The organism is Alicyclobacillus sp. SO9 (assembly GCF_016406125.1).
Taxonomy (GTDB): domain Bacteria; phylum Bacillota; class Bacilli; order Alicyclobacillales; family Alicyclobacillaceae; genus SO9.
In genome coordinates this window covers 2,422,549-2,446,302 of the sequence record NZ_CP066339.1, presented here as the reverse complement: position 1 = coordinate 2,446,302, position 23,754 = coordinate 2,422,549, and the positions used below count along the sequence as shown (strand labels likewise).

The window sequence follows — 23,754 nt, the reverse complement described above, 5'->3', positions numbered from 1 at the left end:
TCACTCCTCGTCATCTAATAGCAGTTCGTCCAATTCAAACAGGATTTTATCGACGTCATTACAAATTTCAGTTCCCGTGTATCGGATTACCGTGTAACCCATCTTGATAAGGTCCCTGTCACGTTTCTTGTCTCTAGCAGCCTGTTTCTTGGTCTTCTCGTGAAAGTCGTGCCCGTCACATTCAATGACCAACTGCTTTTTCAAAGTGCTCAAGAGAAAATCCACTCGATATGAACCGATCGGAACTTGGGTTCTGACTAATACTGGTCGGATAATCATCCAATCCCTCAAATGCAGATAAAGAATGGCTTCAATAGGCGACTCCGTCTCCTGTTCTAGCAGCCTTCTGGTAAGCCCCTCATAATGACGTCTATATGCAATCCAAGCATCCCAGTGCTCTTCGAGTGATTGAGGCTTTTTGAACTTATCCATGGTTCACACTCCAAGCGTCGTAAGTTCATTCGATGTAACCATTCCGGCCTCAACTAGCAGCCGATGAATATAAGCAAATCCGGCAGGTGTGACCATCGTCTGTGTCTTGTTCTCGATGTGCTGCGTGTGAGTGACGGTGTACTCTCTGACAGCGAAATAACCACGGTCCAGATAGGTCTGATACGGTTGGTTGTATCGACTGCCGTGAGACATGAGCACCTTCTTTTCGCGTAGGAACCGGAACAACTTATTTGGACCCACACCCAGCGTTTTGGCGACCGTTCCGATGGCCTGCGCATTCTCAGCCTGCATCGCCACATCATAGAGCGCTACCTTTGGAGCTTGCTCCTCCAGGACGCGCTGCATGGCTTCGTTACGTTCCGACTCCTCAGCCAGCGCACGAAGCGCTTCTGGATAACTGCGAGGTAAGTTGTACTGGTCTGCAAGGTTGCGCTGGCTCAATTCGCTTCTCATCCGGTCAAATTCAGCGATGTAGCGTTCCTTGAAGTCCATTGCACGCTGTCCTGTGTAACCCATCACCAGGAGCGTGAATCCTTGTTCGGTCATGACGACTTTGGGCATTTCTCGACGCTGTTGATTGATATAGGAGGACTCGGCGAAATTGCCGAGTCGAAATGATTCACTGCAACCCAATTCACGGATGTCACGGAGTACTCGAGCATGATCCTTCAGAAATGCCGTTGCAACCGTTAAACTATCCGTGACGGGTTTGTTGTTTTCAATGAATACAAGTGGAGGTTCATTCACTGATATTCACTCCCGTCTGGAGCCTCGCGCTGCTGCCAACAACGCGAGGCATCCGTTTGTTTTACGAGATAAGTGTTACGTTTCCGGATGCAATCTTCTCTTCAAGTGCCTTTTGCAAAAATTCTCGAATTCTATCAACAGCCTCGATTTTCCAAGCACCACCGTCAGCTTCAAATAATGCACAATCCGGGGCTCCATCACCAGAACGCATCCGGAAGACGAATGCACTTTCTGGCTGCTGAACTTCAACAAAAGTTCTAAACGGCGCCAGATAAACTGGATTCGGGACAGGCACATTTTCAACCGTTGCTACCCCGGCCTTGGCCTTCACTTGTTGGCTGACACCATCGTCGCCAAATGTCATTACCTTTTCATCGCGCACATTTCCGACCAGTTTAAGCAGCTTCATGCGGTCGTCGTTTGTCACGAATGCGGATTGCAGAGCGATGTTGAAGGATTCGGTGTCATACCAATTCCTGAAGCGGAACTCAGGTAAAACAGCATTCGCGCGAAGGTAGAAGTCGCGTTCCATGTCCCGATTGAATCCAGAATAAATCTCAACAGATGTGGGGCTTTCGATATGGACCATTACCTGGGCTAGTCGGTCGAATTCGGAGTCTAAATAGTCCACTAGACCTTTCAAGGTGCTAACGGTAATAGGTGACGCGGTAGGTGCTTTGATAACACTGAGCATCCCGTTTGAGTAGGGTCGTCCTTCAACGTCCGTCACTTTGGTGTTTGCCAGGTCAACAATGTACTTGAAAGCTTCTTTAATCATTAATCATCACGCTCCATGTTTTAGTTAGATTAGGCTTGTCCGCCTTGTTTCCATTCGATGTAAGAGACCTTCGGATGCTGCTGTCCATCAGTTGGTTCTGATTCCTCGTCTTCAAACAACCGCGTCTGCATGATTTCACGGCTTGCGATAACGCCGTCACTGTCTGCGCCTATCAGCAGAGAAGTACTGACGCCCATCGGCGGTGCAGTCGTGATCTTTGATTCAATCGACAGTTCAGAAATGCTGCGGTCTTCATTCGGCTCAAAAGTCAAGGTCAGTTGCAACTTGCGTTTCTTCTTCGCGTCAGTGTTCGGGTCTGCGATGTTTTCAATGATGCGCTGGAATTCCTGCTCGAACCGTTCTTGTACGGCTCCGCCTGCCAGCTTCGACAGATTAATGCTCATCAAAATCCCTCCTGTGCTTGTACTGAAAATGGATAGAATGCGTATACTTATTTCACGATGCTGCGATGTACGAATGACTGACGGGTCGCGTCAAATGTGAGTCCACGACGACGATAACGTGCTGCGCGATGCTTCGCTGCAAACTCGCCGCGCTTACGCATCTGGTTCCGTCGAACTTTGCGTGCAAATCCAGACATCTTCACCCCTCCTTTACCGGGACTGTGAGTACTTGTCCCGGCCATATTTGCGCATCATGCAGCCCGTTCTTTGCACTCACCCAATCTTCGAGTGCTCGCACATTTGAGTTTGGGTTGAATCGAACGATAATCCCGTACTCTGTGTCACCTGGCTTGACCACGTACTGTATCGTGTGGCTTGTATCTATAGCGCTGTTGGCCTTTCCGACCTCCCAGCTGCATACCACTGCTACCGCAATAATGAGTAGAATCGCTATCTTCTTGAGTAGAGCAACGCCTGTTACGGCTTGACGCTGTGGCAGTTCGGGAACGACTGGACGCAACGGGCGCGGTTGCGGCTCGGTGACTTTAAACATCCGATTTCGCTTCTTTCTCGTAGAACACAATGACAGGAACGTTGTTGATCTCCCGTTCGATACCGGTACCGACGACCGTAAAGCTGTTATCTATCCCGTCCTCGTACTCAGTGGACTGATTCTTGATTTCAATAGCGGTGACGATGTGCAGCCCCTCGTGATGAAATTCGGATGTGGGGAGTTCTCCCTCAAGCAGATATGCTGTTCCGATGCTCGGTACAATCAAACCCACGATTTTCGCCAATTCGCCTACCTCCTCGCCACGTACACAGGTACGCCTGCAACTTTTTGTATTTCCCGCTTGAACAGTTCCTCGTCGCTGTTGGTGTCGCTCAAATGCATCAAGTGAATTTCCTGCACCCTGGACAAATCGTTTGCCTGCAGAAACTCCTTGGCCGTCTCCAGACTCATGTGAGACCTCAACAGCCGTCCTCTCAGGCTATGCGGTACTCGGCCTGACGCAATGTTGTCGTCTAGTATCGGCAGGCTGTAGTTTGCTTCAAGTGCAACTACATTCAGACCGTTAAAACGGTACCGGCAATAGTAACTGTCAGTGATAAAAACTAACCTCTCGTCGAGTTTGTTTGTGAGAAGAAATCCCAACGGTTCATCCGCATCGTGTTCAACATCAAACGGGAGAACGCGCCACGATCCTATTAAAAAATCTCGTTTTGACTTAATGGCGTGCGCCCGGTGTCCTCCGACATCCAACGCGCTGAATGTACCTGAGGATGCATAAACATCAATCCCTGCTTTCATTGCATCCCGAACTGACTTGCTGTGGTCTGCATGACTGTGACTTACCAACGCTGCATCGACGGATGATACTTTGAATCTGAGCGCCTTTTGTATCTCCTTAAATTTCACGCCTAACTCAAGCAACAATGTCGTTTTCCCGTCCGACACGTAATAACAGTTTCCGTTACTGCTGGAGGCCAAAGGCCGAAATTCAATCACATTGCATCCCTCGAATCTCTGCGGTTATGCCTCTGCTCCAACCGCGTTGCCCATCTACAGTTAGATGGCTCATAGTCCCCATATGGGTCTATCCTGTCAATCGTCAAGTCATCGCGATAACCGTTTGCAAGTGCCCACTGAAGGAACGGCTCAAACGAGAGCCATTCCTCACATACCAAAACTCCTTTGGCCCCATAATCTGGGTAAGACTTAACATTTGGGTTAAAACACCTGTTTTTCATTCCGGCCCATATTCCGTAGATTCTCGTTCTTGAACGACCATGAGTGCGCCGATGCTTCGTTAGCTTCGAAACCACTAGGCAACCGCAAGACCGCGTGTGACCACTGCGTAGGTAATTCAAGCGTGTGACGTGTTCAGCTCCGCAATCACATCTACACAACACCATGCGATTACTATTTTTTCGCTCCACCTCCCGAATCACAGTGAGCGATGCGTATCGTTGCCCGGGTACCACTTTGATGCTACGCTTCGCCATCCAAAACACCTCCAATCGGCTCAATGCGTATCATAGGAACGGCGCGCTCCCTGTGCTTTGCTTCTGTTGCGACTCTTGCTCGGGTTCTGGTTCCTGCTGAGTGGCGTCCACTTCAGCAGGCGTATCATCATCAGCGTTATAGGGTATATCGATGGTCTCCTGGTTAGCGTTCTCCGCAATTTCCTGCTGGACCTCAGCCTCATCGGCAGCGTCCCCTTGGCGCTCGAATGTACGCATCACCAGACTGCTGTCATCACTGGTGTTCATCAGGATCTTGCAGGCACGGTTGATAACAGTGCGCTTTGCCATTTCAGCAGGAAACTTGTTATGTGTACTATTGGGTGCGTCTGGATTCATGCGCGACTGCTTCCATGCTTGTCTGATTTCATCCATGGTCATGAACTCAGTTCGTTCGCTCTCATCGGGCATGATAATCATGCAGTAGGCGCCCACAATTTCACCGCCGTTGATACTCTCCATCGTCTGTTTGTGCTTGACTACTGTCTTGCGTCCGCGGTTGATTTCAAACTCGAAGTCATCCCCTTTGTAGACCACTTCAGCAAAAAACTCTTTAGCACCAGTCACACGCTTTGTGACGGCCATGGTGCCAAAATATGAGCGCTGACAAGTGAGTGCCTTCCCATAAGGAATGAAGTACACCTGATTCTTGGCCGGTGTCAGACCCTGCACAACCATGTCCAGCAGCGCGTTGGCGATACTGTCGCGAGTGCAGGTCGTAAGTACCGGATTTTTGTCCTTGTCAACTGTGCTCTGCAAAGTGAGCCATGCACTTTTCAACGCGTTCTCAGGTGAGTAGTTTGCTGGAAAGTGCAGTTCATTCTTGTTCTGAAACTGCTTGATTTTATCTGCAACTACATCGACGGTGTCCTTTTTCAGTAATGCCAGTGCGTCGTTTCCCATCTTTAAACCGCCTCCTCAATACTGGGCTCGACCCGTAGCTTTTTATCAGCAGCGCTGACATACAGCGCAATCACCTGACTCTGTGTTTCGGCCAGAGCCGTGACAGCCTCGGCATTATCGACAAAGATAGGAGCTGTCAGACCATAGTGCTCGGACAGTGTATTGATGATGTCCAAGCCGATGTTGATGCGAGCCGCGTTGTTCATGTCCTTGTATGGGACACCCTTGTACAAGGTTTCGCAGGTTTCTTTCAGACCACCGTTGATTTGGTCGTCGAACAATTTGAACCGTGCGTATTTGAACTTGCTGCTGATTTTGTCCTCAAGCAGATTGACCTTCGTCTTGATGAACTCTTCGGTCATGTACAGCTGCTCCTCGAGTTCTTCGTACTCAGATGCCAGCTTGCGTTCTTGTTGCTTGAGCTCTTCGATACGGCCATCGATGCGTTCAATCTGGCCGAAGAAGGACAGTTGCGTTTCTTTCTGGCGCAGTTCATCGCGCAGGTCCATCAGTTCTTGGCGGATCTCCTGGACATCGTTCAAGACCGACTGGCGCAGACTGGCAATCTTGTTTGCGATGGACACACGTTCTTGTTCCTTGGCGACGTACTCAGAAGACTCGGCGACGTCCGTGACTTGGGACTGGAGTTCTTCGAGTTTCTTCTTAGCAGTTGCCAGTTCGAATTCAGCGGCTTCGGCTTCGTTCTTCAACCTATCAGCTTGCCTGGATAACTCTTGATTTTCGGACTCGAGTTTCTGAATCTCATCCTTCGTTTTAAAGCCGCGGTCTTTGAGGATTTCTAATCGACTGGATTTGCTCCGGTTGAACTCTTCAAGCGCTTTCTGATGAGCAGCTTCCACTTGGTCTGCCGGCAGGTCTTGTCCGCAGGCATGACATGTTCCGTCAACGTCATGTGAAAACTCTTCTGCGTTGACTTCGTTGTATTGCGCACCCAAACGCTGGATTTTGTCACGCAGTTCCTGGAGCGTTTCGTTGTTGGACTCAATCATTCGATTGGTGGATTTAATCTTGGAGGTCAGTTCATAAACACGTTGCTCTGCATCAGACACCACCTTGCGCTGAGCAGCCACATCGTCCACAACGCTAGACTTGGCGCTGTTTTTGATTTCAAGCAGTTCACCCTCGACTTCACGAAGCTTGTTCTGTTGCTCTGCGACCTCGGTACCGTTCTGCAGACGGTCAATCTTGGAATCCTTCAAGCTGATTTGAGCCTTTAGTGATTCAATCTCACGGCTCAAGTCGGACTCAGTCAAACCCTCAACATCCGGCTTGGAGCGGTTGGCTTCATCAATACGTGTTGGAATGGACTGCAACTCGTCATTAATCTTCTTGCGTTGTTGGGTGATTATTTTGCGAAGGTCATCGATCTCTCGGTCGCCAAGAATTGCTGGCAGATTCTTCAGTGCTTTGTTACTGGCAACAACTTCATCGGTCGATACATCACCCGCAATGTCTAGGAGCGTCTTTCTGCGTTCTTCCCATTTCATGTACACGTTGAAGTAAACTGGATTGGTGAGTAACCGGAACACGTCCTCGTTGACCAGTGAATCAATGAAGTCTTTGTATTCCTTCGCCTTTTTTGGTACATCGTCGATATAGTAGGTTGTGGTGTGACCAGTAAACTCAGCCGTGGCCGAGCCACGCTTCTTCGTCCATTTCTCAGCGAATACCTTACGTAGCTTGACCGGCTTCCCGTCTACGACCAGGACACCTTCAACGGCGTGGTCAAGAAAGTGAACTTCCTTCCCATCCGGCGACAGGGTCTTCACTGAAAAGTCCTTTTTGTTCTGGCTGTCCTTATCAAACAGCAGCCATAGGAAAGCATCGACCACGCTTGTCTTGCCAGTGGCATTTTCACCAAAGATTTGCGTAAAAGGTGAGAAACTTATGCCTAAGGAACGTATGCCTTTGAAGTTAGTTAACGTTAAGCTTCTTAACTCGATTCTCACGTGACCATCTCCCTCTCATGCTCGGTGCTACAGGCGTGGTAAGTGCTCTTTCTACATTCCAACCGCGCCCTAGCCTCTGGCGAATAGTTGATGAAGATATTCCAGTTACCTGCTCCCACTCTGCAAGCGTCATAGTATCTCCCCTAAACGAAACCAGGTGATTGTTGGATTTATTTCGTGACTGTTCCGTTCTCGTCACCCATTTGCAATTGACAGGCTCGTAATTACCGTCCACATCGACGCGCTCAATCGTAAGATGTTCCTCGTACCCATGTGCCATGGCCCAATCGTGAAATTGTTTGAAATCCGACCAATCGTGACAAACAGAGATTCCTCGTCCTCCGTATCGGTGATAATCGGTGGAATTCTTGTCTGAACAACGTTGACGCATGCGAACCCAAATGCCATAGAGACGGCTTTTGTTTCCGTTCTCGTCAAGCGACAACCCGTGAGTCGTGTTCCGCTCCGCCAAGTGCTGGTTGCGTCGTTTGTACGCCAACCTCATTCGTCCTCCTTGTGATATACTTGGTACTGAATGATTCGTTATCGCTCCGACTTTAATGCGGTCTGGAGCTTTTTCTTTGTATCAGCGGCTTGCGCAAGCAATTGAATGTACGTCTCCAGATGCCTTTCGCTCTCGAGTTTTTGCATCCGGGCTTCCCAATAAGATGGACTGTATAACTCTGCATCGTTGAGTTGCTCTGTCGCTCTTTCGGCGGTCTTGGATGCGACGTATTTGTTAACTTCGAGACTACGGATGAGTGTGTCGAGGCTTAGTTCGGCATCCCACATTTGCCGCTTACCATGCAAACCAACGACCGGGATGTCTACCGTTTGCTCCTTCACGGGCTCTGACATGTGCTGTTTCATCCCCTCACGTAGCGCAGGCTGCGCAGTTTGTTGTAATGCTCCTTCGAGATATCCAGTAACGAGAACCCATAGGCTTCGCACTGGACGCCGACATACACGTAACAGGCTTGCGCTGCGTCCATGACCTGCAGCAGATGTTCGCGCCGTCCTTTGCGTTGTGAAGTCGTTTCTGCTTCAGGCGGTCTGTTCGAAGCTGACTTGTCCAACCAGACCAGCGCCTCTTCCAACTCCTCGATACATTTCTCTCGAACGCTTGAGCGGTGCAGGTCTACGTTCTCACCGTCTAACCACGCAGGTCCGAATCCACCCGAGTACTCTCTGGCAAGTGCAAAGTACAAAGCTGGATGATCCAGACTCTGCGCCAGCTGAGGTGCGACGTCCTTGGCTAATCGACGTTCCCCACTTTCAATTTTGCGAATCATGCTGTCGGTGTACGGCAGACCTAAGTCACTTGCTTTCAGCCCTTGCTCTTTACGTCTATCTCTGATGGCTTGTCCTACTGACACGCTGATACGCCTCCTTTTTGTCCCGAATCTCTCTATATATGCCACTGTATCCCGCTGTACATTGAAAGCAACGTAAGTACCACCCCACCGGAAATCCTTTCGGGCATCCTCGCCCTCCGCCGTCATCCTCGACGGCTTTCTCTTTTTGTCAGGCGAGAATTTGAGACGCGGCAATGACAACAAAGATGAGAAATAGAAACGTCAGCATCATGCCAATCGCCAACCAGCGAATGCTGGACCAACCGACCGGTGGTATTTGCTTCAACGACATCACCTCCTTAACTGGATGAAGGGATTGACTCAAATGACTGTACGTGCTGAAAATCTCGTTGAGTTCCTACAAGAACTGCTCTCTGAGTTAGCGGATGAACTCGCTGGTCAACATGCCAATGTCACGATTGCCGTCAGCATCACTGCTGAATAAGCTCGTCCACGGCCAGCGCTTACGCGCCAGCTCTAGGCTGCATCATCAGGCGTATGCGTAGACTTGAGCGTTACCAGCAGTTCGTCTTGTTCACGCTGCTTCGCTCGAATTTCGCGAGCCTGCCGCTGCGCCATACGATAGACGGCACCCATGAACGCTCTGGCTGCTTCATCACTCGGTTCGTTGGTACATGTCACCTTCACGTCAACACCCCCTGTTTAGCCTATGAGCGCACGGCTTGGTCAGTTGCCTTTCGCAGGATTCCTTCTTTCTCCACCGAAGTTATTTGGTGCCACCCATCAAACTACGGAAGGAGGAATAATATGCCTATCGGACTCACCTTTTGGGCAGCTCTATCAAAACAAGAACTGCAGGATGCTGCCTCAGAATTACTTACCAAACGCAGTAATCAGTCAGACGAAGAAATGTTGAAGTTGGTAGTAGAGTTGATTCACAAAAACAACGAACAAGCATCAGAAGCAATTGCCGGGCTTCTAAACCATGCGGGCGCTGTAGACGGCGACATCACTCGTCGGTTGAGCAAGATTGAAGAACAATTAAAGAGTCGTAAGGATTAGCTTTCGAATGATCAAACGGTGATTGCTCCAAGAATCTCTGGTGCTCCTGCGCGAAGGCTTGGGCATCTTCTTCCCTTGCCTTCGCCAGCTCCTCTCGCACAATCTCTCGCACACGTTGCTCGTCCACAATCGGCGAGTCAATATATCCAGCGAGTGATAGTGCCAATTCGGATGGAATGTTGTAGGCAGTCGCCAGAGCCCTCAAAACACTCACAGATGGCTCTATGCGCTTGCCGCTCCGTGGGTCAATGCCTTTTTCAATTCTGTCAAGGTAAGCGTGGCTGACGTTAGCCTTCTTTGCGGCATCGCGTAGACTCATGTCACCCCTCAAGCGTCTCAACAAATTCCCGAAGGTCTCTCCTGTTGTGACTCGTTCTCGTTTCACATTCACCACATCCTTTCTATGCGGAATTATTTTGATTACTATTGCAATCATCATCTATAAAAAAAATATCACCGAATTCAATCTCAAGCACTTCGGTAATTCTCTTTGCCACTGATGCACTGGGACATCGCATGCCATTACTGACTTGGCTTGCGTACCCTGCCGATATACCGACAGCCCTTCCAAACCCACGCTGAGAATACCCTTTAAGGACGAGTAATTTCTTGAAGCTGTGAGAGTCCTTGAGAATAACCCGCATAGTCAACCCTCCTTTTTTGCTTGCTGTTGTAATCTTACTTATGCAATCAATATACATCGTGCCGATAGCAAACGCAAGCACTTTTTATTGATAATTCTATGTTTCTTCATTAACTAAATCTATAATGGAATATGGTGATTGCAAATGAAAGCAGATGAATTTGGAACGGAACTACGGAGAATACGTAAGAGCAGAAAACTGACTACGCGGCAATTGGAAACCTATTCCGGCGTTTCGAATGCGTACATCTCTCAGATTGAGAATGGCAAAAGAGGTATACCGAGCCCGAATGTCCTGAGGAAATTGTCTGTTCCTCTACACATTGATTATTTTGAACTTTTGCGTATGGCCGGTTATGTCGAACCTGTAGGCACCCCCGACAGGAAACCCAGTGGCAACGCGCCTCTTTCGGAACGGTTGCGCGCGCAGGGCATACGCCCGTCGACCAACGAAATAAACACGGACGTACTTAAGGCAGGAGCCGCAAGCATCCCCGAATCCGACATGGTAAAAATCCCTGTCCTTGGTTCCATTCGTGCTGGGCAGCCTATGGAAATGATTCGAGAGACCGCACCTGAATATACGTATGTCGAAAAGGCTGTTATCGGTTCTCACGAAGCCTTTGCACTCACCGTCAATGGAGAGTCCATGAGCGGTGACAATATTCACGATGGAGACCGGCTGGTTGTGATAACAGGTGTAGACTGGACAACATCGGATATTTGCGTTGTCTCCATAGACAATGAGGAAGCGACGCTGAAACGTATCAAGCTGGAGGGAGACATGTGTATCCTGCGTCCATCTAACCCGGAAATGGAACCAATGCTGTATCCTGCATCCCAAGTGCACGTGCTGGGTGTCGTCGTCGAACATAGAAGAAAGCTGAGGCGAGATTAATGGCAGACAAGTTGCTGGAAATGATGTTTGAAAGCGTAAAAGACCTCACAAGTGCGGTTGCATCCATGCGCCGTGAAATCAACACGGGATTTCAAGAAGTGAACCGACGATTGGATCATGTCGAAGAGCGTCTGACCAGATTGGAACAAGATTCAGATCTCGCCAAAATTAAATTATTTAACATGGAACGCGACTTCGGTCGAGGTGAAACGCATGGCTGACAAACTTGACTTGATTCTGCAAAAACTTGAGTCTTTGGATGAGCTAAAGAGCGTCTTGGAGGCTGTGCGCGAAAGTCAGGAGATATCAAACGCACGCTTGGGCCATTTGGAGAGTTACATTCACGAAATTAAATCTGCTGTTCGGTTCGTGAATCGACGTGTTGCAGACGTGGAGTTAGATGTCGAAACTATGCGAAAGAATCATTAAGAGGAAGGTGTGAGTTGGTTTTTGTCGATATTGCACATAAAAAGAAGGATTTTGATATTCCTGTGAAGAAAGTGGACTTGCTCATGCAGTATTCATCGAATAGGGGGTAAAACGGTATGTCGTCAGAGAAAGTGAAAAAGTCTATTTTCAAGCGTTGGTGGTTTTGGGTTCTGGCAGTCATTCTTATTATCATTATCGCGTCCGCAGCCGCTGGCGGGGCCGCAAACTCTTCAAATGCTGCAGCCTCTCAGCCTACTATGTCAAACGGAACGACCCACCCAGCCGGAAAGGCTTCGACTTCAAAAAATGCTACGGGTACCAAGAAGTCAAACTCGTCATCTCCCGATTTCACAATAAAGGTAACAGGTACGGCAAACACCAAATTCAGTGGTGATATTGATGTCGTGGCATCTAATGGCTCCTCGAATTCAGAGACTAAATCTGGCGCGGTTCCACAAACATATACGGTGAAGAAAGGTGCGGAAGTCTCTGTCGTCCTCCAAAAAAGCGGAACAACTGGAACATTGAAAGTCGAAATTCTGCACCAAGGAAAGCTTGTTAAGGAGAGTTCTACCAAAGCTCAATATGGGGCCGTCTCCGTATCAAGCCCACTCTATTGAGAAGGACAAAATTCTAGAATCTTTGGTGCTACGTTCGTTGGAGCAGCAAACTGATCTACGCAACCTCAAGAGAGCGAGGTAGGATACTATGAAGGCCGCTCTTTACACCCGTGTATCCACAGACATGCAGGCCGAAGAAGGTTTTTCCCTTGATGCGCAGCTCAGTCGACTACGCGCGTATTGTGAGTCACAAGGATGGGACATATACGATATCTATACGGACGATGGCGAAAGCGCAAAAAACACCCAGAGAGAAGCACTGCAGAGACTCAGGACACATATGCACGAACAGCGCTTTGATGTCGTCCTCGTTTACAAGCTGGACCGTCTGACGCGCAATATCGTGGACCTGCATCTCTTGATACAAGAGTTCGAGAAATATGGAGTTGGCTTCAAGTCAGCAACAGAGGTTTTCGATACCACCACCGCCATGGGGCGCCTATTTATCACAATCGTAGGCGCCCTTGCACAGTGGGAACGAGAGAATCTGGCCGAACGCACACGCATGGGTCAGTCTCAAATGGTGCAGGACGGCAAGCGACCAGGAGCCAACGCGCCTTTTGGGTATCGTTATGAAGACGGCCGACTCGTGCTGAATGAGCCAGCTGCAAGGGTCGTGAAAAACATCTTTAGCCGCTACCTCTCAGGGGATGGCCTGTCCAAAATCCTGCTATGGCTCAATGACCCAACCAACCCACAAGTGGCACCAGTAAGCGGACGCTGGACGCAGAACGTGCTGCGCTATGTGCTCGATAATCCAGTGTATGCCGGATATGTGCGGTACGGGTACCGGAAACGCAGCAAGAATGACGTCATCGTGGAAAAAGGAGACCATGAGCCGCTTGTCGACGAGAGCACATGGCAACAAATTGTGCAGTTACGCCAACAAAGGAAACGACTGCCGGCGCGTGCTGGTACCGGCACGTATGCACTCACCGGGCTGCTTCGCTGTGGTCGCTGTGGCGCGAGCATGTCAGGCATAAATAAGACTGCGAGAAACTGGTCTCGAAGATACTATATTTGTATTGACCGAATTGGTTCACGGACGTGTGACTTACCGTATATACAGGAACGCGTCGTTGAATCCGCACTTTTGGATGCTGTTGATAAACGTTATGAGTATTTGAAACAACGCATTCCGAAGGATGCGCCTCAAAAGAAGCGTCCAAAAAAATCGCTTGACACTGAACTCAAGAAAATTGAAGCGCGACGGACACGTTGGAAGGATGCTTACGAGGACGGTGCAATTGAGGCAGAGGAAATGCGTGAACGGCTTGATGTGCTACAGGAACGAGAGATGCAGCTGCGCGTAGAGTTTGAAAAGGAAATCGAAGAAGACAACACCGAAATCGAAATGGACCTAATATCACGGTTCAGAGAACTGTGGGAAAACAGTGCATACGAAGAGCGCCGACAGGCTGTATCCCTCCTGGTAAAGCAAATTACGGTCTATTCCCCTGACGAAATTGAAATCACATTTATCTAGGTTAGTTTGCCCTAGCAAGCGAGTATTTGCTACCTTTTCCGCAGACCGCATTCGCCATGATTTCCCGGTAGCTGAGGTCCTTGTTTGAGAGCACCATGCGGCAACCTCCTTTTAGTTTCCGCTGAGCCACTGTGCCATGGCCCAGGAGAGTTAGTTCAACAGTATGCTCTGAGTTACCTGATGGTGCGCTGCCAGCACACTCCCTGGTATCGACTCAGTTGAGAGCATCCTGAATCATGTTATGCAAGAAGATAAAAATGGGTGTTTGAACGCCGTTATACGCCCACAAAAAAAGCCGCGCACTCGTTGTGCCACGGCAATCAGATTGGAATTCACAGTGTAAAGCGGCGGATTGAGAAAGACCTTATGGCTGTGTCAGAGCAGGCAGGGTTTCCTCAAGCCCGCGTTGACGGCAAAACCTCAAGCAAGAAACGCTCAAAGTTGTAAAAGAGAACCTTTTCGGCAAGCATTTGACCGTATCGTTTGACAAGGATATCCTTCAGCGCCACGTAATCTCCTGCATGCTTCAGTCCGGGAACAGGGTGGGTCGTACCGTCGAAGTCTGACCCAAAACCAACGCAATCCTCTCCGCCCAACTGGAGGACATAGTCCAAGTGGGAAAGCAAGGAGTCCACGCTTTGCTGACCTTCATCTGCAATGAAAGAACCTTCAAAGGTCAGACCCATCCAACCGCGACGGGAAATAATCTCTCGAATTGTTTCATCCGTCAGATTTCTCGGATGCTGATGCACAGCCCGTGCATTCGCGTGGGATGCCATGACTACTCCATCCGTCAAATGAAGCACATCCTTCACGCCTGTGTCTGCTAAGTGAGCAAGGTCGACCCACATCCCGAGACGTACCATTTCTTTCACCACAGCCTTACCGGCTGCTGTTAGGCCTGCATTTCTCGGTTCCCTGCACCCGTCTGCCAGTTCATTTGCCGGATTCCAAGTTAAACCTGCTCCACGAACTCCCAACTGAAATAAAATCCGAAGAATACCTGTATCACCGTGAAGACTACCTCCGCCTTCCAGCGATAAAATACCCGCCAACTTGTCTTCCTTCCTGACCTTTCCCAATTCCCTTCGTGTCCGGACCGGGACTACATCTTCAGAATTTCCCACTTTCTGGTAAAACGTATCAATGCTGTTTAAGACCATTTCCAATTGTGCCAACGAAGGCAGTTCAGCAGGAACAAACAAGGCAAATACCTGTGTCCTGACATTGGCAGCGCGCAGCTTCTCCATGCTTGCCTGAAGCGGAGATTGATTATAAAAGGCAATGTCTTTGTCATAAACCATTTTGTATAGTACATCTACATGTGCGTCCGCTACTGGCAAATTCAAATCCCTTGACACTCCTTTTATAAATCCCTTAACAATCCCTAGACGGTTCCGCTTCCTATGAATAATAAGTTAGAATAAAACCTTAACGAGGTTCAACAATGAGTTTAATGGCAGTTCGCTCTTCTCCGTCGATAACAATGTCCGTAAATGCCGGAATACAAATGAGATCGATCCCGCTAGGAGCGACAAATCCACGCGCTATGGCCACGGCCTTGACTGCCTGATTCAGTGCACCGGCCCCAATAGCTTGAATTTCTGCGGTTCCACGTTCTCGTAAGACGCCTGCGAGTGCTCCTGCAACGGAGTTGGGGTTAGACTTAGCGGATACTTTTAATACATCCACGCTTGGATGACCTCCTTAGGCTCAGGACCTCGGGACTGGGACACTATATCCATATTCGGGAATTTTTCATTTATGCCTGCAACCTATTTTGTTCCCTTATCAGTCTCCTTCCACTTCAATCATTCGCTCAATACTTAACGCTTTGCCACTCTCATCATCGAGCTGGAACAGCACGCTGCAGAATTGCCGCGGTCCCGGCGCGACTTCGAATCGCTGCGGCATATGTGTTGTCAACCGTTTCAAAACAGCCTCTCTGTTCATTCCCAAAATCCCGTCACGAGGCCCGACCATTCCTACGTCAGAAATATATGCACTTCCTTTGGGTAAAATCCGTTCATCTGCCGTGGGAACATGAGTGTGGGTGCCAACCACCGCCGACACCCTTCCATCCAAATACCATCCCATTGCCAATTTCTCAGAGGTTGTCTCTGCGTGCATATCCACGATAATGTGCCGGATATCCTGATGTTCTCGCAGTATTTTATCTACAGCTGAAAACGGAGAATCAAGTTGGCTCAAGAATGTTTGTCCCATGACGTTGACAATGAGGACTTGCGTTCTTCCCACACGGCAGACTGTATAGCCGCGCCCAGGAGTACCGTCCGGATAATTTGCCGGTCGCACGATGCGTTCATCCTTATCTATTAGGGGGACGATTTCTTTTCGGTCCCACGTGTGGTTTCCCATTGTTACTATCTCAATACCGGCATCGTACAATTGATCTGCAATTTTCGGCACCAACCCCCGGCCCGAATAGGCATTTTCCCCATTTGCGATAACCAAATCTGGCCGCAGTGCAGGAAGGGTTCTGCCCAGTACATCCGCTGCGAAATCAACGCCAGGTTTGCCAACAATGTCTCCGATGAAAAGAATTTTCAGTCTAATCTCCTCCTGTATAACACATGTCCGTCGATATGGAAAAATAGAGTAGCCCGAAGGCTACTCTATTTTGCGTATTCAACGGCTCTAGTTTCTCGAATCACAGTGACCTTTATTTGTCCTGGATAATCCAGTTCACTTTCAATTTTCTTGGATATCTCTCTCGCCACGCGCACTGACTCAGCGTCATCAATAACATCGGGTCTGACGATGATTCGCACTTCACGACCAGCCTGGATGGCATAACACTTCTCAACACCATCAAAGGATTCCGCAATGGACTCCAGTCTTTCCAGACGCTTCATGTAGATATCCAGTGTTTCTCTTCGAGCTCCTGGACGGGCTGCAGAAATTGCATCAGCCGCAGCAACGATAACAGATACAGTCGACGAAAACTCTACGTCGCCGTGGTGGGCAGCAATAGCGTTAATCACCGTAGCAGGCTCCTTGTAACGCTTTGCGAGATCCACACCTATCTCGACATGAGAACCTTCCACCTCGTGGGTAATAGCTTTTCCAATGTCGTGAAGCAAGCCTCCACGTTTGGCAAGCGGAACGTCCAAACCGAGTTCTGCAGCCATTAACCCAGCCAAATTGGCGACCTCAACCGAATGCTTCAATACATTTTGTCCATAGCTCGTCCTGAACTTCAGTCTTCCCAAAAGCTTAATTAAATCTGGATGAAGTCCATGAACACCACTGTCGAAGGTCGCTTGCTCCCCTTCATCGCGAATCAATTCGTCAATATCACGCCTAGATTTCTCCACCATTTCCTCAATTCGTGCAGGGTGGATGCGGCCGTCGGCCACTAGTCGTTCCAATGCCACCCGCGCTACTTCCCGACGAACAGGATCGAACCCAGACAAAATTACGGCTTCCGGCGTGTCATCAATAATCAAATCAATTCCTGTTAACGTCTCCAACGTTCGAATATTTCGGCCTTCTCTACCAATGATGCGGCCTTTCATTTCATCATTCGGCAAATTCACGACTGAGACAGTAATCTCAGCTGCATGATCTGCAGCACAACGTTGAACTGCTGTGGCCACAATGTCCCGGGCCCTTTTGTCCGCCTCAAGGCGTGCAGCCTGTTCAATGTCCCGCATCAAAACCGCAGCGTCGTGACGGCTTTCCCTTTCAACGGTAGATAAAATCAACTCTCGTGCACTCTCACGCGTTAAACCCGATACGCGTTCAAGTTCTTCTACTTGCTGTTGATGTAACTCTTCAATTTCCTGTTTCAGCTTTTCAGTCTGTCTTTCCTTATTTGCGAGCTCTTCAGAGCGCTTTTCAAGAGATTCCTGTTTTCTATCAACAGTTTCCTCTTTTTGCAGAAGACGTCGCTCGAGCTTCTGCACTTCGTTTCGTCGTTCGCGAATCTCGCGCTCGGCGTCTTGCCTGGTTTTGTGAGCCTCTTCCTTTGCTTCAAGCAATGCTTCTTTTTGCTTTGCTTCAACATCGCGCTGCGCAGACTCAATAATCTGCAATGCTCTGACTTCAGCAGCGCCAATTTTGGACTCGGCCACAGACTTTCTTAAAAAGTACCCTATTGCAAGACCAATCACTAATGTCGCCAAAGACACTAAAACAACCAATACCACAGTCTCAATCATTTATAAAACTGCCTCCCTGCTCAACTCCGCGAACCGCCACTCACTGGAACGTATGGCATAAGGAACACAGATTCGAGCTAGAGGCCGTAAAATATACGCAACTTTATTCTATAGTTGCATACCAATCCTTGTCAAGAACGTATGTCATTATCTTCAACAAAACGCTCCAGTTCATCCAGGACTGCATAAATTACAGAAGTTTGAAACCCCTTGCGCTGCAGATACTGCCCCACTTTCGTCTTTCTGTCAGTTAGAGGCTTGTTCCTGTATTTACGCCACTGTTTTCGACCCAAATGGAGCGCTGCCCTAGTTTCAATCGCATCATCATAGTGCTCCTGCAATACTGTATCGGTCACATTGGTATGTATGCCCCGCTGGCGAAGTTTCCACGACAGTTCCATCCGACTCATTTGAGACTTTTTTTGTTCAATATACATACGAGCAAACTGATGGTCATTCAGAAGTTGCAAGTCCCGGAGTTTCTCCATGACATGACGCCGAACAGGTGGAGCATAATCCTTCTTCTCCAGATGCCGCTCAACTTCATTCTCCGTACGGGGCCGAACCTGAAGAAAACGGAAGGCCTTGTCCAAGGCCTCCGTTTCTACCTGAGCTTCTTGCAATCGCAAATACAGTTCGCGAGAAACTGACATGCCTTCCTTGAGGGAGAGATCAACCCATTGCTGTGCAGATATCTCGACAGGATGGGCATCCCGAAACACCACTTGAACCCGTGAAGCAGAACCCTGAGAGGCAAATTTTCCCGTGATTTCATCAAAAATTTCAGGATTCAACGTCTTTCACTTCTTCGCTCTCTTTCACAGGGTTCGAAACAGGTAAGTCGTGATGAGCCCTAATCAAGTCCTCGATTTCATCTGCATACTCAGGGTGTTCTTTCAGGAACTGCTTGGCGTTTTCCCGTCCCTGCCCCAAGCGCTCCTCCTTGAAGGAATACCACGCACCGCTCTTTTGTACAATGTCCAGGTCTGTGCCAATATCAATAATGCTGCCCTGCCGCGAAATGCCTTCGCCAAACATCAGGTCTACTTCAACCTGTTTGAACGGAGGAGCCACCTTATTTTTTACTACTTTTATTCTCATCCGGCTTCCCACGATGTCCGTACCCTGTTTTAACGCCTCCGCACGCCGGACCTCAAGTCGAATCGTCGAATAAAACTTCAGTGCTCGTCCACCTGTAGTTGTCTCAGGATTCCCGAACATCACGCCTACTTTCTCACGAATCTGATTAATAAACACAGCGATTGTTTTAGACTTGCTGATGGCTCCCGCTAACTTACGCAAAGCCTGTGACATCAAGCGTGCCTGTAAGCCAACATGGGAATCACCCATTTCCCCTTCCAGTTCGCTCTTCGGAACCAGGGCTGCAACCGAATCAATGACTATAACGTCAACTGCACCGCTGCGCACCAGAGCTTCAGCAATCTCCAACGCCTGCTCTCCGGTATCCGGCTGCGAAATGAGCAACTCATCAATGTCTACACCTAGGTGGCGAGCATAGACCGGGTCGAGTGCGTGCTCCGCGTCAATAAAAGCGGCCTGACCTCCGCGTCGCTGAGCTTCTGCGACAGCATGCAGTGCCACGGTCGTCTTTCCTGACGACTCTGGTCCGTAAATCTCAATGATACGACCTCGGGGTAGCCCTCCCACACCTAAAGCTATATCCAAGGCCAAGGACCCCGTCGAAATCGTTGCAACATTCATGGTTGCAGAAGCTTCTCCCAGCTTCATCACAGAGCCCTTGCCAAACTGTTTCTCAATCTGTTTCAGCGCCATATCTAAGGCCGCGCGTTTATCGTTCATGAAACACCATCCTCGCAGTGATAACTCCATTTCATACTAAAAGATGAATTCTCGCTTCCATGTTCAATCCCTGCTAGATTCCCAAAAAGGCAAACATTTGTTCGTAAGTATTATATCCCACTCGGAGGCAAAGGGAAATACCTGAACTCTATTATTTCACCCTGTACTCCACTTTGACACATCTACATAGAAGTGTGTTGAACCAAAGTAATTTGTTCGTGCAGTCTAGCAAAAGAAATACGGCCGCTAATGCGGCCGTATTTCACGGTCCAACCCTACATTCATTCACATGCCAGATTTATCGTATGGACCCCACATCACAAGTCCTAACGCCGCGCTCGAGGTTTGGCAGGTTCGAGATTGACACGCGAGCCATTAATCCTGCTCTTGCGTAACGCTTCATAGACAAAGGGCGCTGATTCTTGCTCCACTTCAACAAAGGTGAAGCGGTCAAAAATATCGATTTTCCCAATGGTCTGTCCCGGTACTCCAGCCTCTTCGGAGATAGTACGGACCAAATCGGAAGGACTGATGTTGGCGTTTCTGCCGACATTGATAAAGAACCTCACCATACCTGGTTTAGCACCTGTATCGCCGAAGTTGTAGTCTTCTTCCTCGCGTTTCTCAAGTTCTCCCGCAGAGGCTATTTTGAGAGCTGCACATGCTACGTCAACGGGATCGTACTCGTCAATGACATTTCCCAGAATAGCGCGGAAATGCCCCAGACTTCCTCCCTGAATGGCTTCGATAATGCGATTTCTCCACACTTCGGCCTGACGTTCCGCGACGTCTGCGAGCGACGGAACCTCTCTGGCTTCCATTTTTGCTCCAGTTTCCCGCTCAATTTGCTTTAGCAGCTTGAACTCGCGCGGTGTTGCCAAGGAGATGGCCAGTCCTTTTTTACCAGCTCGGCCTGTACGTCCAATTCTGTGGACATAAGATTCCGGGTCTTGTGGAAGATCGTAGTTAATCACGTGAGTGACATTGTCTACATCAATCCCGCGAGCCGCCACATCAGTGGCAACGAGAAGTTCAATGTCGCTGGTCCTAAACCTCTTCATGACCCTGTCACGCTGCGCTTGGCTCAAGTCTCCATGTAAACCGTCAACCAGATATCCTCGCGCCAAGAGAGCTTCTACCAGCTCATCTACGCCTCGTTTTGTTCTGCAGAAAATAATACCAAGGGATACTTCCTCACTGTCTACAATACGACACAAGCTCTCAAGCTTACTGCGCTCAAGGACTTTGTAGTACACTTGGTCAGTGAGCGGAACCGTCATCTCACCCCGGTTCACAGTGACGTGCTCCGGCTTCTTCATATACCGAGCTGACAAGCGCCGCACTTCAGACGGAAATGTAGCGGAAAACAACAGTGTTTGCCTGTCGTCTGGTGTTTCCTTCAAAATCGATTCAATGTCTTCAATAAAACCCATATCCAACATTTCATCGGCTTCATCAAGCACAACCATCTGTACAGAGTTCAGTTTTAACGTACCGCGTCGAATGTGGTCGAGCACGCGGCCGGGGGTTCCGATGACAATTTGGACACCTTGCTGCAAGGCTCTAATCTGATGAACAATGGATTGTCCGCCGTAAATCGGCAAGCTGCGAACGCGTTTGTGCTTTGCTATTTTACGGAACTCTCCAGCCACTTGAATTGCCAGTTCGCGAGTTGGTGTTAGCACAAGAGCTTGCACCCTGCGATCAGTTCCTGCTCGTTCAACAATTGGAACACCAAATGCGGCCGTTTTTCCTGTTCCTGTTTGGGCCTGTCCAATCACTTCTTTACCTTCAAGTACCAATGGAATACAAGAAGCTTGAATCGGAGATGGTTCTTCAAATCCCATATCATTAATTGCATCCTGAACCTTGCGACTCAGGTTAAAGTCCTTAAATGACGCCATTTTCTCACCTATCCATTTCAATTTTCAGTCCAGTCAAATACACTTATGTTTACCAAGGTCATCTCAAAGTAAACTCAAAGACAGTCTAATTCCCACGACCTTGGCTAACACACACATCCTGTCACGGGATCTTTTTACACAAAATCAACTTTTGTAGAGTGCAGTCGTCCCAAGTCTCTCCAAGCACCTTTTTCGTGTCTGCAGCTCTTCCAAATGTTCAACGTGACTTCGTTCTCAGCGACCTCCACAGTTCCCAAAGCATACGCTTTGCCGAGCGGATCTGGATCTGCATTCGCGACCCGCTGTGCATCATGCGAACCATCCTGACACCGCCGTCAAAGGAACTGATTGCGCCAAAAACCAAGCCGACAGGTTTCTCTTCGGTGCCACCGGATGGACCGGCTATGCCAGTAATCGAAACACCGTACGTACTGCCTGTCAATCGCCTTACGCCCTCTGCCATGGCCGAGGCAGTTTGGGCCGACACCGCTCCATAGTTGTCGAGTATATCGGTGTCAACGCCGAGTACCGATGCTTTCACGTCATTATTGTACGCAACGACGCCTCCAGCAAAGTATGCGGAACTTCCGGGAATTTGAGTCACCATCGAAGCCATCAGACCGCCTGTACAACTTTCTGCAAACGACACGGAAGCAGCCCCGTTTATTGCAGCCCTGCCAACCACAGACGGGAGTGAATCCTCGTCTGTACCATAGATAAAATCCTGAAATCGCCTCTGCAACTCGTGTTCAAGCTGCGCAATCAAGTCCTGCGCAGTGCTCTCTTCCGTATCGTGTGCAGTAATCCGAAGCAGCATCTCACCCTCGCCAGCCAAGGGAGCCAGACTTGGATTCGGTCTTTGCAAAAGGTCAGAGACAGCTTCGTCGACTGTCGATTCACCGATACCGCAGAAGTGCAGTATGCGTGATTGGAGTTGATTTTGCGAGAACCACTCTGACATCCGCGGTAGGACCGAATTTGTTAGCATCGGCTTCATTTCGAGGGGAGGTCCAGGCAAAAGAAAGTAGTGAACCCCGCCTGCATAGACATACTGTCCCGGAGCCGTACCATTTGGATTCTCAATCAATTCCCCGCCTGCAACACACTGTGCCTGCTTTTTGTTTTCAGGAGGCATTGTCTTATTACGTTTTGCAAAAAAGCTTTCCAATGCGCTCAAGGCTTCGTGCGATGTGACAAGTTCTCTCTCTAAATACTGAGCTAGTGCTTCCTTCGTCAGGTCATCCGCTGTAGGTCCAAGTCCCCCCGTTACAATCACAGTATTGGAACGTTCGCTGGCAATTCTAAAAACGTCCTTAATTCGCTCCAGATTGTCCCCAACAGCGGTGTGATAATACAAGAAGAAACCTTCTCGGGCCAACTCGTCAGAAATTGTTCGAGCATGGCCATTCGTAATCTGACCCAGAAGAATTTCTGTACCAACGGCTATGTGTTCCGCTTTACACGTGGCTTGATTCACTGCGAAATTAGCTCCTTGCGTCAATAGCTTGCCAATTCTTGATAAAATAGTCTACCCCGGATACGACGGTCAATATCACCATGACGTATACCATTATAATTGCGAACGGAATGTTAAAGTAGGAAAACGGAAAGTTATTTAGAATCAACGCCACCATCGCAATAATCTGCGTTACGGTTTTCCATTTAGCTACTTTACTGGCCGCAATTACAACTCCTTCGGCGGCTGCAACCATACGAAGCCCAGTCACTGCAAACTCACGACTAATAATGATAATCGCCACCCAGGCGGAAAGACGCTGCATTTCCACCAGGCTAATTAGAACTGCCGAAATTAACAGTTTATCCGCCAAGGGGTCGAGGAATTTACCAAAATTTGTTATGAGTTTCCGTTTACGAGCTATGTACCCATCAAGGCCATCCGTGCTTGCTGCAATGATAAACACCAGTGCGGCGATAATCTCACTGCCTGTAGTGGTTTCATTGTTTATGGTAAACGACCAAAAATCGTAATTGACGAGCAGGAGAACAACAACCACCGGTACAAAAAAGATTCTGGCTATCGTAATGCGGTTAGCCAGATTCAAGCGGATCCACGCTCCATTCCAAAGATATTTTGTAACGGCCATTCCGAT

Annotated in this window: 32 protein-coding genes; 6 read left to right on the top strand and 26 right to left on the bottom strand. The window is 48.9% G+C overall.

What is annotated here, in order from left to right; all coding sequences use genetic code 11:
- The 15 genes from GI364_RS11130 to GI364_RS11060 form a co-directional block, all read right to left on the bottom strand.
- A complete protein-coding gene (locus GI364_RS11130) occupies positions 1-432 on the bottom strand; it encodes an endonuclease domain-containing protein (RefSeq protein WP_198853628.1) in 432 nt (143 codons plus the stop codon).
- A 3-nt stretch (positions 433-435) separates the two neighbouring features.
- The gene (locus GI364_RS11125; protein ID WP_198853627.1) at positions 436-1,200 is read right to left on the bottom strand and encodes a Rha family transcriptional regulator; all 765 of its coding nucleotides are present in this window, start codon (positions 1,198-1,200) and stop codon (positions 436-438) included.
- Positions 1,201-1,261: 61 nt separating this feature from the next.
- Positions 1,262-1,978: a hypothetical protein gene (locus tag GI364_RS11120; RefSeq protein ID WP_198853626.1), complete on the bottom strand. Its 717-nt coding sequence runs from the start codon at positions 1,976-1,978 to the stop codon at positions 1,262-1,264.
- Between the two features lie 29 nt (positions 1,979-2,007).
- The gene (locus tag GI364_RS11115; RefSeq protein WP_198853625.1) at positions 2,008-2,382 is read right to left on the bottom strand and encodes a replication terminator protein; all 375 of its coding nucleotides are present in this window, start codon (positions 2,380-2,382) and stop codon (positions 2,008-2,010) included.
- Positions 2,383-2,429: 47 nt separating this feature from the next.
- Positions 2,430-2,579, bottom strand: a complete 150-nt coding sequence (locus GI364_RS11110; RefSeq protein ID WP_198853624.1) for a hypothetical protein — start codon at positions 2,577-2,579, stop codon at positions 2,430-2,432.
- 2 nt (positions 2,580-2,581) lie between these two features.
- The gene (locus tag GI364_RS11105) at positions 2,582-2,935 is read right to left on the bottom strand and encodes a LysM peptidoglycan-binding domain-containing protein (protein WP_198853623.1); all 354 of its coding nucleotides are present in this window, start codon (positions 2,933-2,935) and stop codon (positions 2,582-2,584) included.
- A complete protein-coding gene (locus GI364_RS11100) occupies positions 2,928-3,179 on the bottom strand; it encodes a hypothetical protein (RefSeq protein WP_198853622.1) in 252 nt (83 codons plus the stop codon). The genes GI364_RS11105 and GI364_RS11100 overlap by 8 nt, the downstream gene beginning before the upstream one ends.
- Before the next feature lie 5 nt (positions 3,180-3,184).
- Complete coding sequence (locus tag GI364_RS11095) at positions 3,185-3,892, bottom strand: MBL fold metallo-hydrolase (RefSeq protein ID WP_198853621.1); 708 nt, start codon at positions 3,890-3,892, stop codon at positions 3,185-3,187.
- Entirely contained in the window at positions 3,889-4,389 is a 501-nt protein-coding gene (locus tag GI364_RS11090) for a hypothetical protein (protein WP_198853620.1), read from the bottom strand. Before GI364_RS11090 ends, GI364_RS11095 begins: the two co-directional genes overlap by 4 nt.
- 30 nt (positions 4,390-4,419) lie before the next feature.
- Positions 4,420-5,310, bottom strand: a complete 891-nt coding sequence (locus GI364_RS11085) for a recombinase RecT (protein WP_198853619.1) — start codon at positions 5,308-5,310, stop codon at positions 4,420-4,422.
- A gap of 2 nt (positions 5,311-5,312) precedes the next feature.
- Entirely contained in the window at positions 5,313-7,280 is a 1,968-nt protein-coding gene (locus tag GI364_RS11080; RefSeq protein ID WP_198853618.1) for an AAA family ATPase, read from the bottom strand.
- Positions 7,246-7,779, bottom strand: coding sequence for a hypothetical protein (locus GI364_RS11075; RefSeq protein ID WP_198853617.1), 534 nt, complete (start codon positions 7,777-7,779; stop codon positions 7,246-7,248). Before GI364_RS11075 ends, GI364_RS11080 begins: the two co-directional genes overlap by 35 nt.
- Before the next feature lie 44 nt (positions 7,780-7,823).
- Positions 7,824-8,138 carry a hypothetical protein gene (locus tag GI364_RS11070; protein WP_198853616.1) on the bottom strand — a complete coding sequence of 105 codons (315 nt, stop codon included), beginning with the start codon at positions 8,136-8,138 and terminating at the stop codon, positions 7,824-7,826.
- Positions 8,139-8,146: 8 nt separating this feature from the next.
- Positions 8,147-8,656, bottom strand: coding sequence for a helix-turn-helix domain-containing protein (locus GI364_RS11065; RefSeq protein ID WP_198853615.1), 510 nt, complete (start codon positions 8,654-8,656; stop codon positions 8,147-8,149).
- Positions 8,657-9,112: 456 nt separating this feature from the next.
- Complete coding sequence (locus GI364_RS11060) at positions 9,113-9,283, bottom strand: hypothetical protein (protein WP_198853614.1); 171 nt, start codon at positions 9,281-9,283, stop codon at positions 9,113-9,115.
- A 120-nt stretch (positions 9,284-9,403) separates the two neighbouring features.
- Between GI364_RS11060 and GI364_RS11055 the strand changes: the two genes are divergently transcribed.
- On the top strand, positions 9,404-9,658 hold the full coding sequence (locus GI364_RS11055) for a hypothetical protein (protein ID WP_198853613.1): 255 nt from the start codon (positions 9,404-9,406) through the stop codon (positions 9,656-9,658).
- On the opposite strand, the gene GI364_RS11050 is transcribed toward GI364_RS11055, so the two are convergent.
- Both GI364_RS11050 and GI364_RS11045 read right to left on the bottom strand, forming a co-directional pair.
- Complete coding sequence (locus GI364_RS11050; protein ID WP_198853612.1) at positions 9,606-10,043, bottom strand: helix-turn-helix domain-containing protein; 438 nt, start codon at positions 10,041-10,043, stop codon at positions 9,606-9,608. The genes GI364_RS11055 and GI364_RS11050 overlap by 53 nt on opposite strands.
- Positions 10,044-10,059: 16 nt before the next feature.
- The gene (locus GI364_RS11045; protein WP_198853611.1) at positions 10,060-10,302 is read right to left on the bottom strand and encodes a helix-turn-helix domain-containing protein; all 243 of its coding nucleotides are present in this window, start codon (positions 10,300-10,302) and stop codon (positions 10,060-10,062) included.
- 144 nt (positions 10,303-10,446) lie between these two features.
- Between GI364_RS11045 and GI364_RS11040 the strand changes: the two genes are divergently transcribed.
- The 5 genes from GI364_RS11040 to GI364_RS11020 all read left to right on the top strand — a co-directional run bounded on the left by GI364_RS11040 (position 10,447) and on the right by GI364_RS11020 (position 13,734).
- Positions 10,447-11,199: a helix-turn-helix domain-containing protein gene (locus GI364_RS11040; RefSeq protein ID WP_198853610.1), complete on the top strand. Its 753-nt coding sequence runs from the start codon at positions 10,447-10,449 to the stop codon at positions 11,197-11,199.
- Complete coding sequence (locus tag GI364_RS11035; RefSeq protein ID WP_198853609.1) at positions 11,199-11,420, top strand: hypothetical protein; 222 nt, start codon at positions 11,199-11,201, stop codon at positions 11,418-11,420. The genes GI364_RS11040 and GI364_RS11035 overlap by 1 nt, the downstream gene beginning before the upstream one ends.
- Positions 11,413-11,628 (top strand): hypothetical protein, encoded by a 216-nt coding sequence (locus GI364_RS11030; protein ID WP_198853608.1) that lies wholly within the window; start codon positions 11,413-11,415, stop codon positions 11,626-11,628. The genes GI364_RS11035 and GI364_RS11030 overlap by 8 nt, the downstream gene beginning before the upstream one ends.
- Positions 11,629-11,744: 116 nt before the next feature.
- On the top strand, positions 11,745-12,248 hold the full coding sequence (locus tag GI364_RS11025) for a hypothetical protein (RefSeq protein ID WP_198853607.1): 504 nt from the start codon (positions 11,745-11,747) through the stop codon (positions 12,246-12,248).
- Positions 12,249-12,336: 88 nt separating this feature from the next.
- Positions 12,337-13,734 (top strand): recombinase family protein, encoded by a 1,398-nt coding sequence (locus GI364_RS11020; RefSeq protein WP_198853606.1) that lies wholly within the window; start codon positions 12,337-12,339, stop codon positions 13,732-13,734.
- 395 nt (positions 13,735-14,129) lie between these two features.
- On the opposite strand, the gene GI364_RS11015 is transcribed toward GI364_RS11020, so the two are convergent.
- The 9 genes from GI364_RS11015 to pgsA form a co-directional block, all read right to left on the bottom strand.
- Entirely contained in the window at positions 14,130-15,083 is a 954-nt protein-coding gene (locus GI364_RS11015) for a dipeptidase (protein ID WP_233096109.1), read from the bottom strand.
- A gap of 82 nt (positions 15,084-15,165) precedes the next feature.
- Positions 15,166-15,426 (bottom strand): stage V sporulation protein S, encoded by a 261-nt coding sequence (locus tag GI364_RS11010; protein WP_198853605.1) that lies wholly within the window; start codon positions 15,424-15,426, stop codon positions 15,166-15,168.
- Positions 15,427-15,525: 99 nt separating this feature from the next.
- Positions 15,526-16,281: a TIGR00282 family metallophosphoesterase gene (locus GI364_RS11005; RefSeq protein WP_370541859.1), complete on the bottom strand. Its 756-nt coding sequence runs from the start codon at positions 16,279-16,281 to the stop codon at positions 15,526-15,528.
- Positions 16,282-16,370: 89 nt separating this feature from the next.
- Entirely contained in the window at positions 16,371-17,918 is a 1,548-nt protein-coding gene (gene rny, locus GI364_RS11000) for a ribonuclease Y (protein WP_198853604.1), read from the bottom strand.
- A gap of 131 nt (positions 17,919-18,049) precedes the next feature.
- The gene (locus tag GI364_RS10995) at positions 18,050-18,712 is read right to left on the bottom strand and encodes a regulatory protein RecX (protein ID WP_198853603.1); all 663 of its coding nucleotides are present in this window, start codon (positions 18,710-18,712) and stop codon (positions 18,050-18,052) included.
- On the bottom strand, positions 18,702-19,739 hold the full coding sequence (recA, locus tag GI364_RS10990; protein ID WP_198853602.1) for a recombinase RecA: 1,038 nt from the start codon (positions 19,737-19,739) through the stop codon (positions 18,702-18,704). The genes GI364_RS10995 and recA overlap by 11 nt, the downstream gene beginning before the upstream one ends.
- Before the next feature lie 326 nt (positions 19,740-20,065).
- On the bottom strand, positions 20,066-21,643 hold the full coding sequence (locus GI364_RS10985; RefSeq protein ID WP_198853601.1) for a DEAD/DEAH box helicase: 1,578 nt from the start codon (positions 21,641-21,643) through the stop codon (positions 20,066-20,068).
- A gap of 217 nt (positions 21,644-21,860) precedes the next feature.
- Complete coding sequence (locus GI364_RS10980) at positions 21,861-23,120, bottom strand: competence/damage-inducible protein A (RefSeq protein ID WP_198853600.1); 1,260 nt, start codon at positions 23,118-23,120, stop codon at positions 21,861-21,863.
- A gap of 7 nt (positions 23,121-23,127) precedes the next feature.
- Positions 23,128-23,706: a CDP-diacylglycerol--glycerol-3-phosphate 3-phosphatidyltransferase gene (gene pgsA, locus GI364_RS10975; protein WP_198853599.1), complete on the bottom strand. Its 579-nt coding sequence runs from the start codon at positions 23,704-23,706 to the stop codon at positions 23,128-23,130.
- Positions 23,707-23,754 lie beyond the last annotated feature (48 nt).

Coding starts and splice junctions, on each gene's coding strand:
- GI364_RS11130 (WP_198853628.1), bottom strand. CDS start 432: ATGGATAAGTTCAAAAAGCCTCAATCACTCGAAGAGCACTGGGATGCT.
- GI364_RS11120 (WP_198853626.1), bottom strand. CDS start 1,978: ATGATTAAAGAAGCTTTCAAGTACATTGTTGACCTGGCAAACACCAAA.
- GI364_RS11115 (WP_198853625.1), bottom strand. CDS start 2,382: ATGAGCATTAATCTGTCGAAGCTGGCAGGCGGAGCCGTACAAGAACGG.
- GI364_RS11110 (WP_198853624.1), bottom strand. CDS start 2,579: ATGTCTGGATTTGCACGCAAAGTTCGACGGAACCAGATGCGTAAGCGC.
- GI364_RS11105 (WP_198853623.1), bottom strand. CDS start 2,935: ATGTTTAAAGTCACCGAGCCGCAACCGCGCCCGTTGCGTCCAGTCGTT.
- GI364_RS11090 (WP_198853620.1), bottom strand. CDS start 4,389: ATGGCGAAGCGTAGCATCAAAGTGGTACCCGGGCAACGATACGCATCG.
- GI364_RS11085 (WP_198853619.1), bottom strand. CDS start 5,310: ATGGGAAACGACGCACTGGCATTACTGAAAAAGGACACCGTCGATGTA.
- GI364_RS11070 (WP_198853616.1), bottom strand. CDS start 8,138: ATGTCAGAGCCCGTGAAGGAGCAAACGGTAGACATCCCGGTCGTTGGT.
- GI364_RS11055 (WP_198853613.1), top strand. CDS start 9,404: ATGCCTATCGGACTCACCTTTTGGGCAGCTCTATCAAAACAAGAACTG.
- GI364_RS11045 (WP_198853611.1), bottom strand. CDS start 10,302: ATGCGGGTTATTCTCAAGGACTCTCACAGCTTCAAGAAATTACTCGTC.
- GI364_RS11040 (WP_198853610.1), top strand. CDS start 10,447: ATGAAAGCAGATGAATTTGGAACGGAACTACGGAGAATACGTAAGAGC.
- GI364_RS11035 (WP_198853609.1), top strand. CDS start 11,199: ATGGCAGACAAGTTGCTGGAAATGATGTTTGAAAGCGTAAAAGACCTC.
- GI364_RS11030 (WP_198853608.1), top strand. CDS start 11,413: ATGGCTGACAAACTTGACTTGATTCTGCAAAAACTTGAGTCTTTGGAT.
- GI364_RS11025 (WP_198853607.1), top strand. CDS start 11,745: ATGTCGTCAGAGAAAGTGAAAAAGTCTATTTTCAAGCGTTGGTGGTTT.
- GI364_RS11020 (WP_198853606.1), top strand. CDS start 12,337: ATGAAGGCCGCTCTTTACACCCGTGTATCCACAGACATGCAGGCCGAA.
- rny (WP_198853604.1), bottom strand. CDS start 17,918: ATGATTGAGACTGTGGTATTGGTTGTTTTAGTGTCTTTGGCGACATTA.
- recA (WP_198853602.1), bottom strand. CDS start 19,739: ATGAACGATAAACGCGCGGCCTTAGATATGGCGCTGAAACAGATTGAG.
- GI364_RS10985 (WP_198853601.1), bottom strand. CDS start 21,643: ATGGCGTCATTTAAGGACTTTAACCTGAGTCGCAAGGTTCAGGATGCA.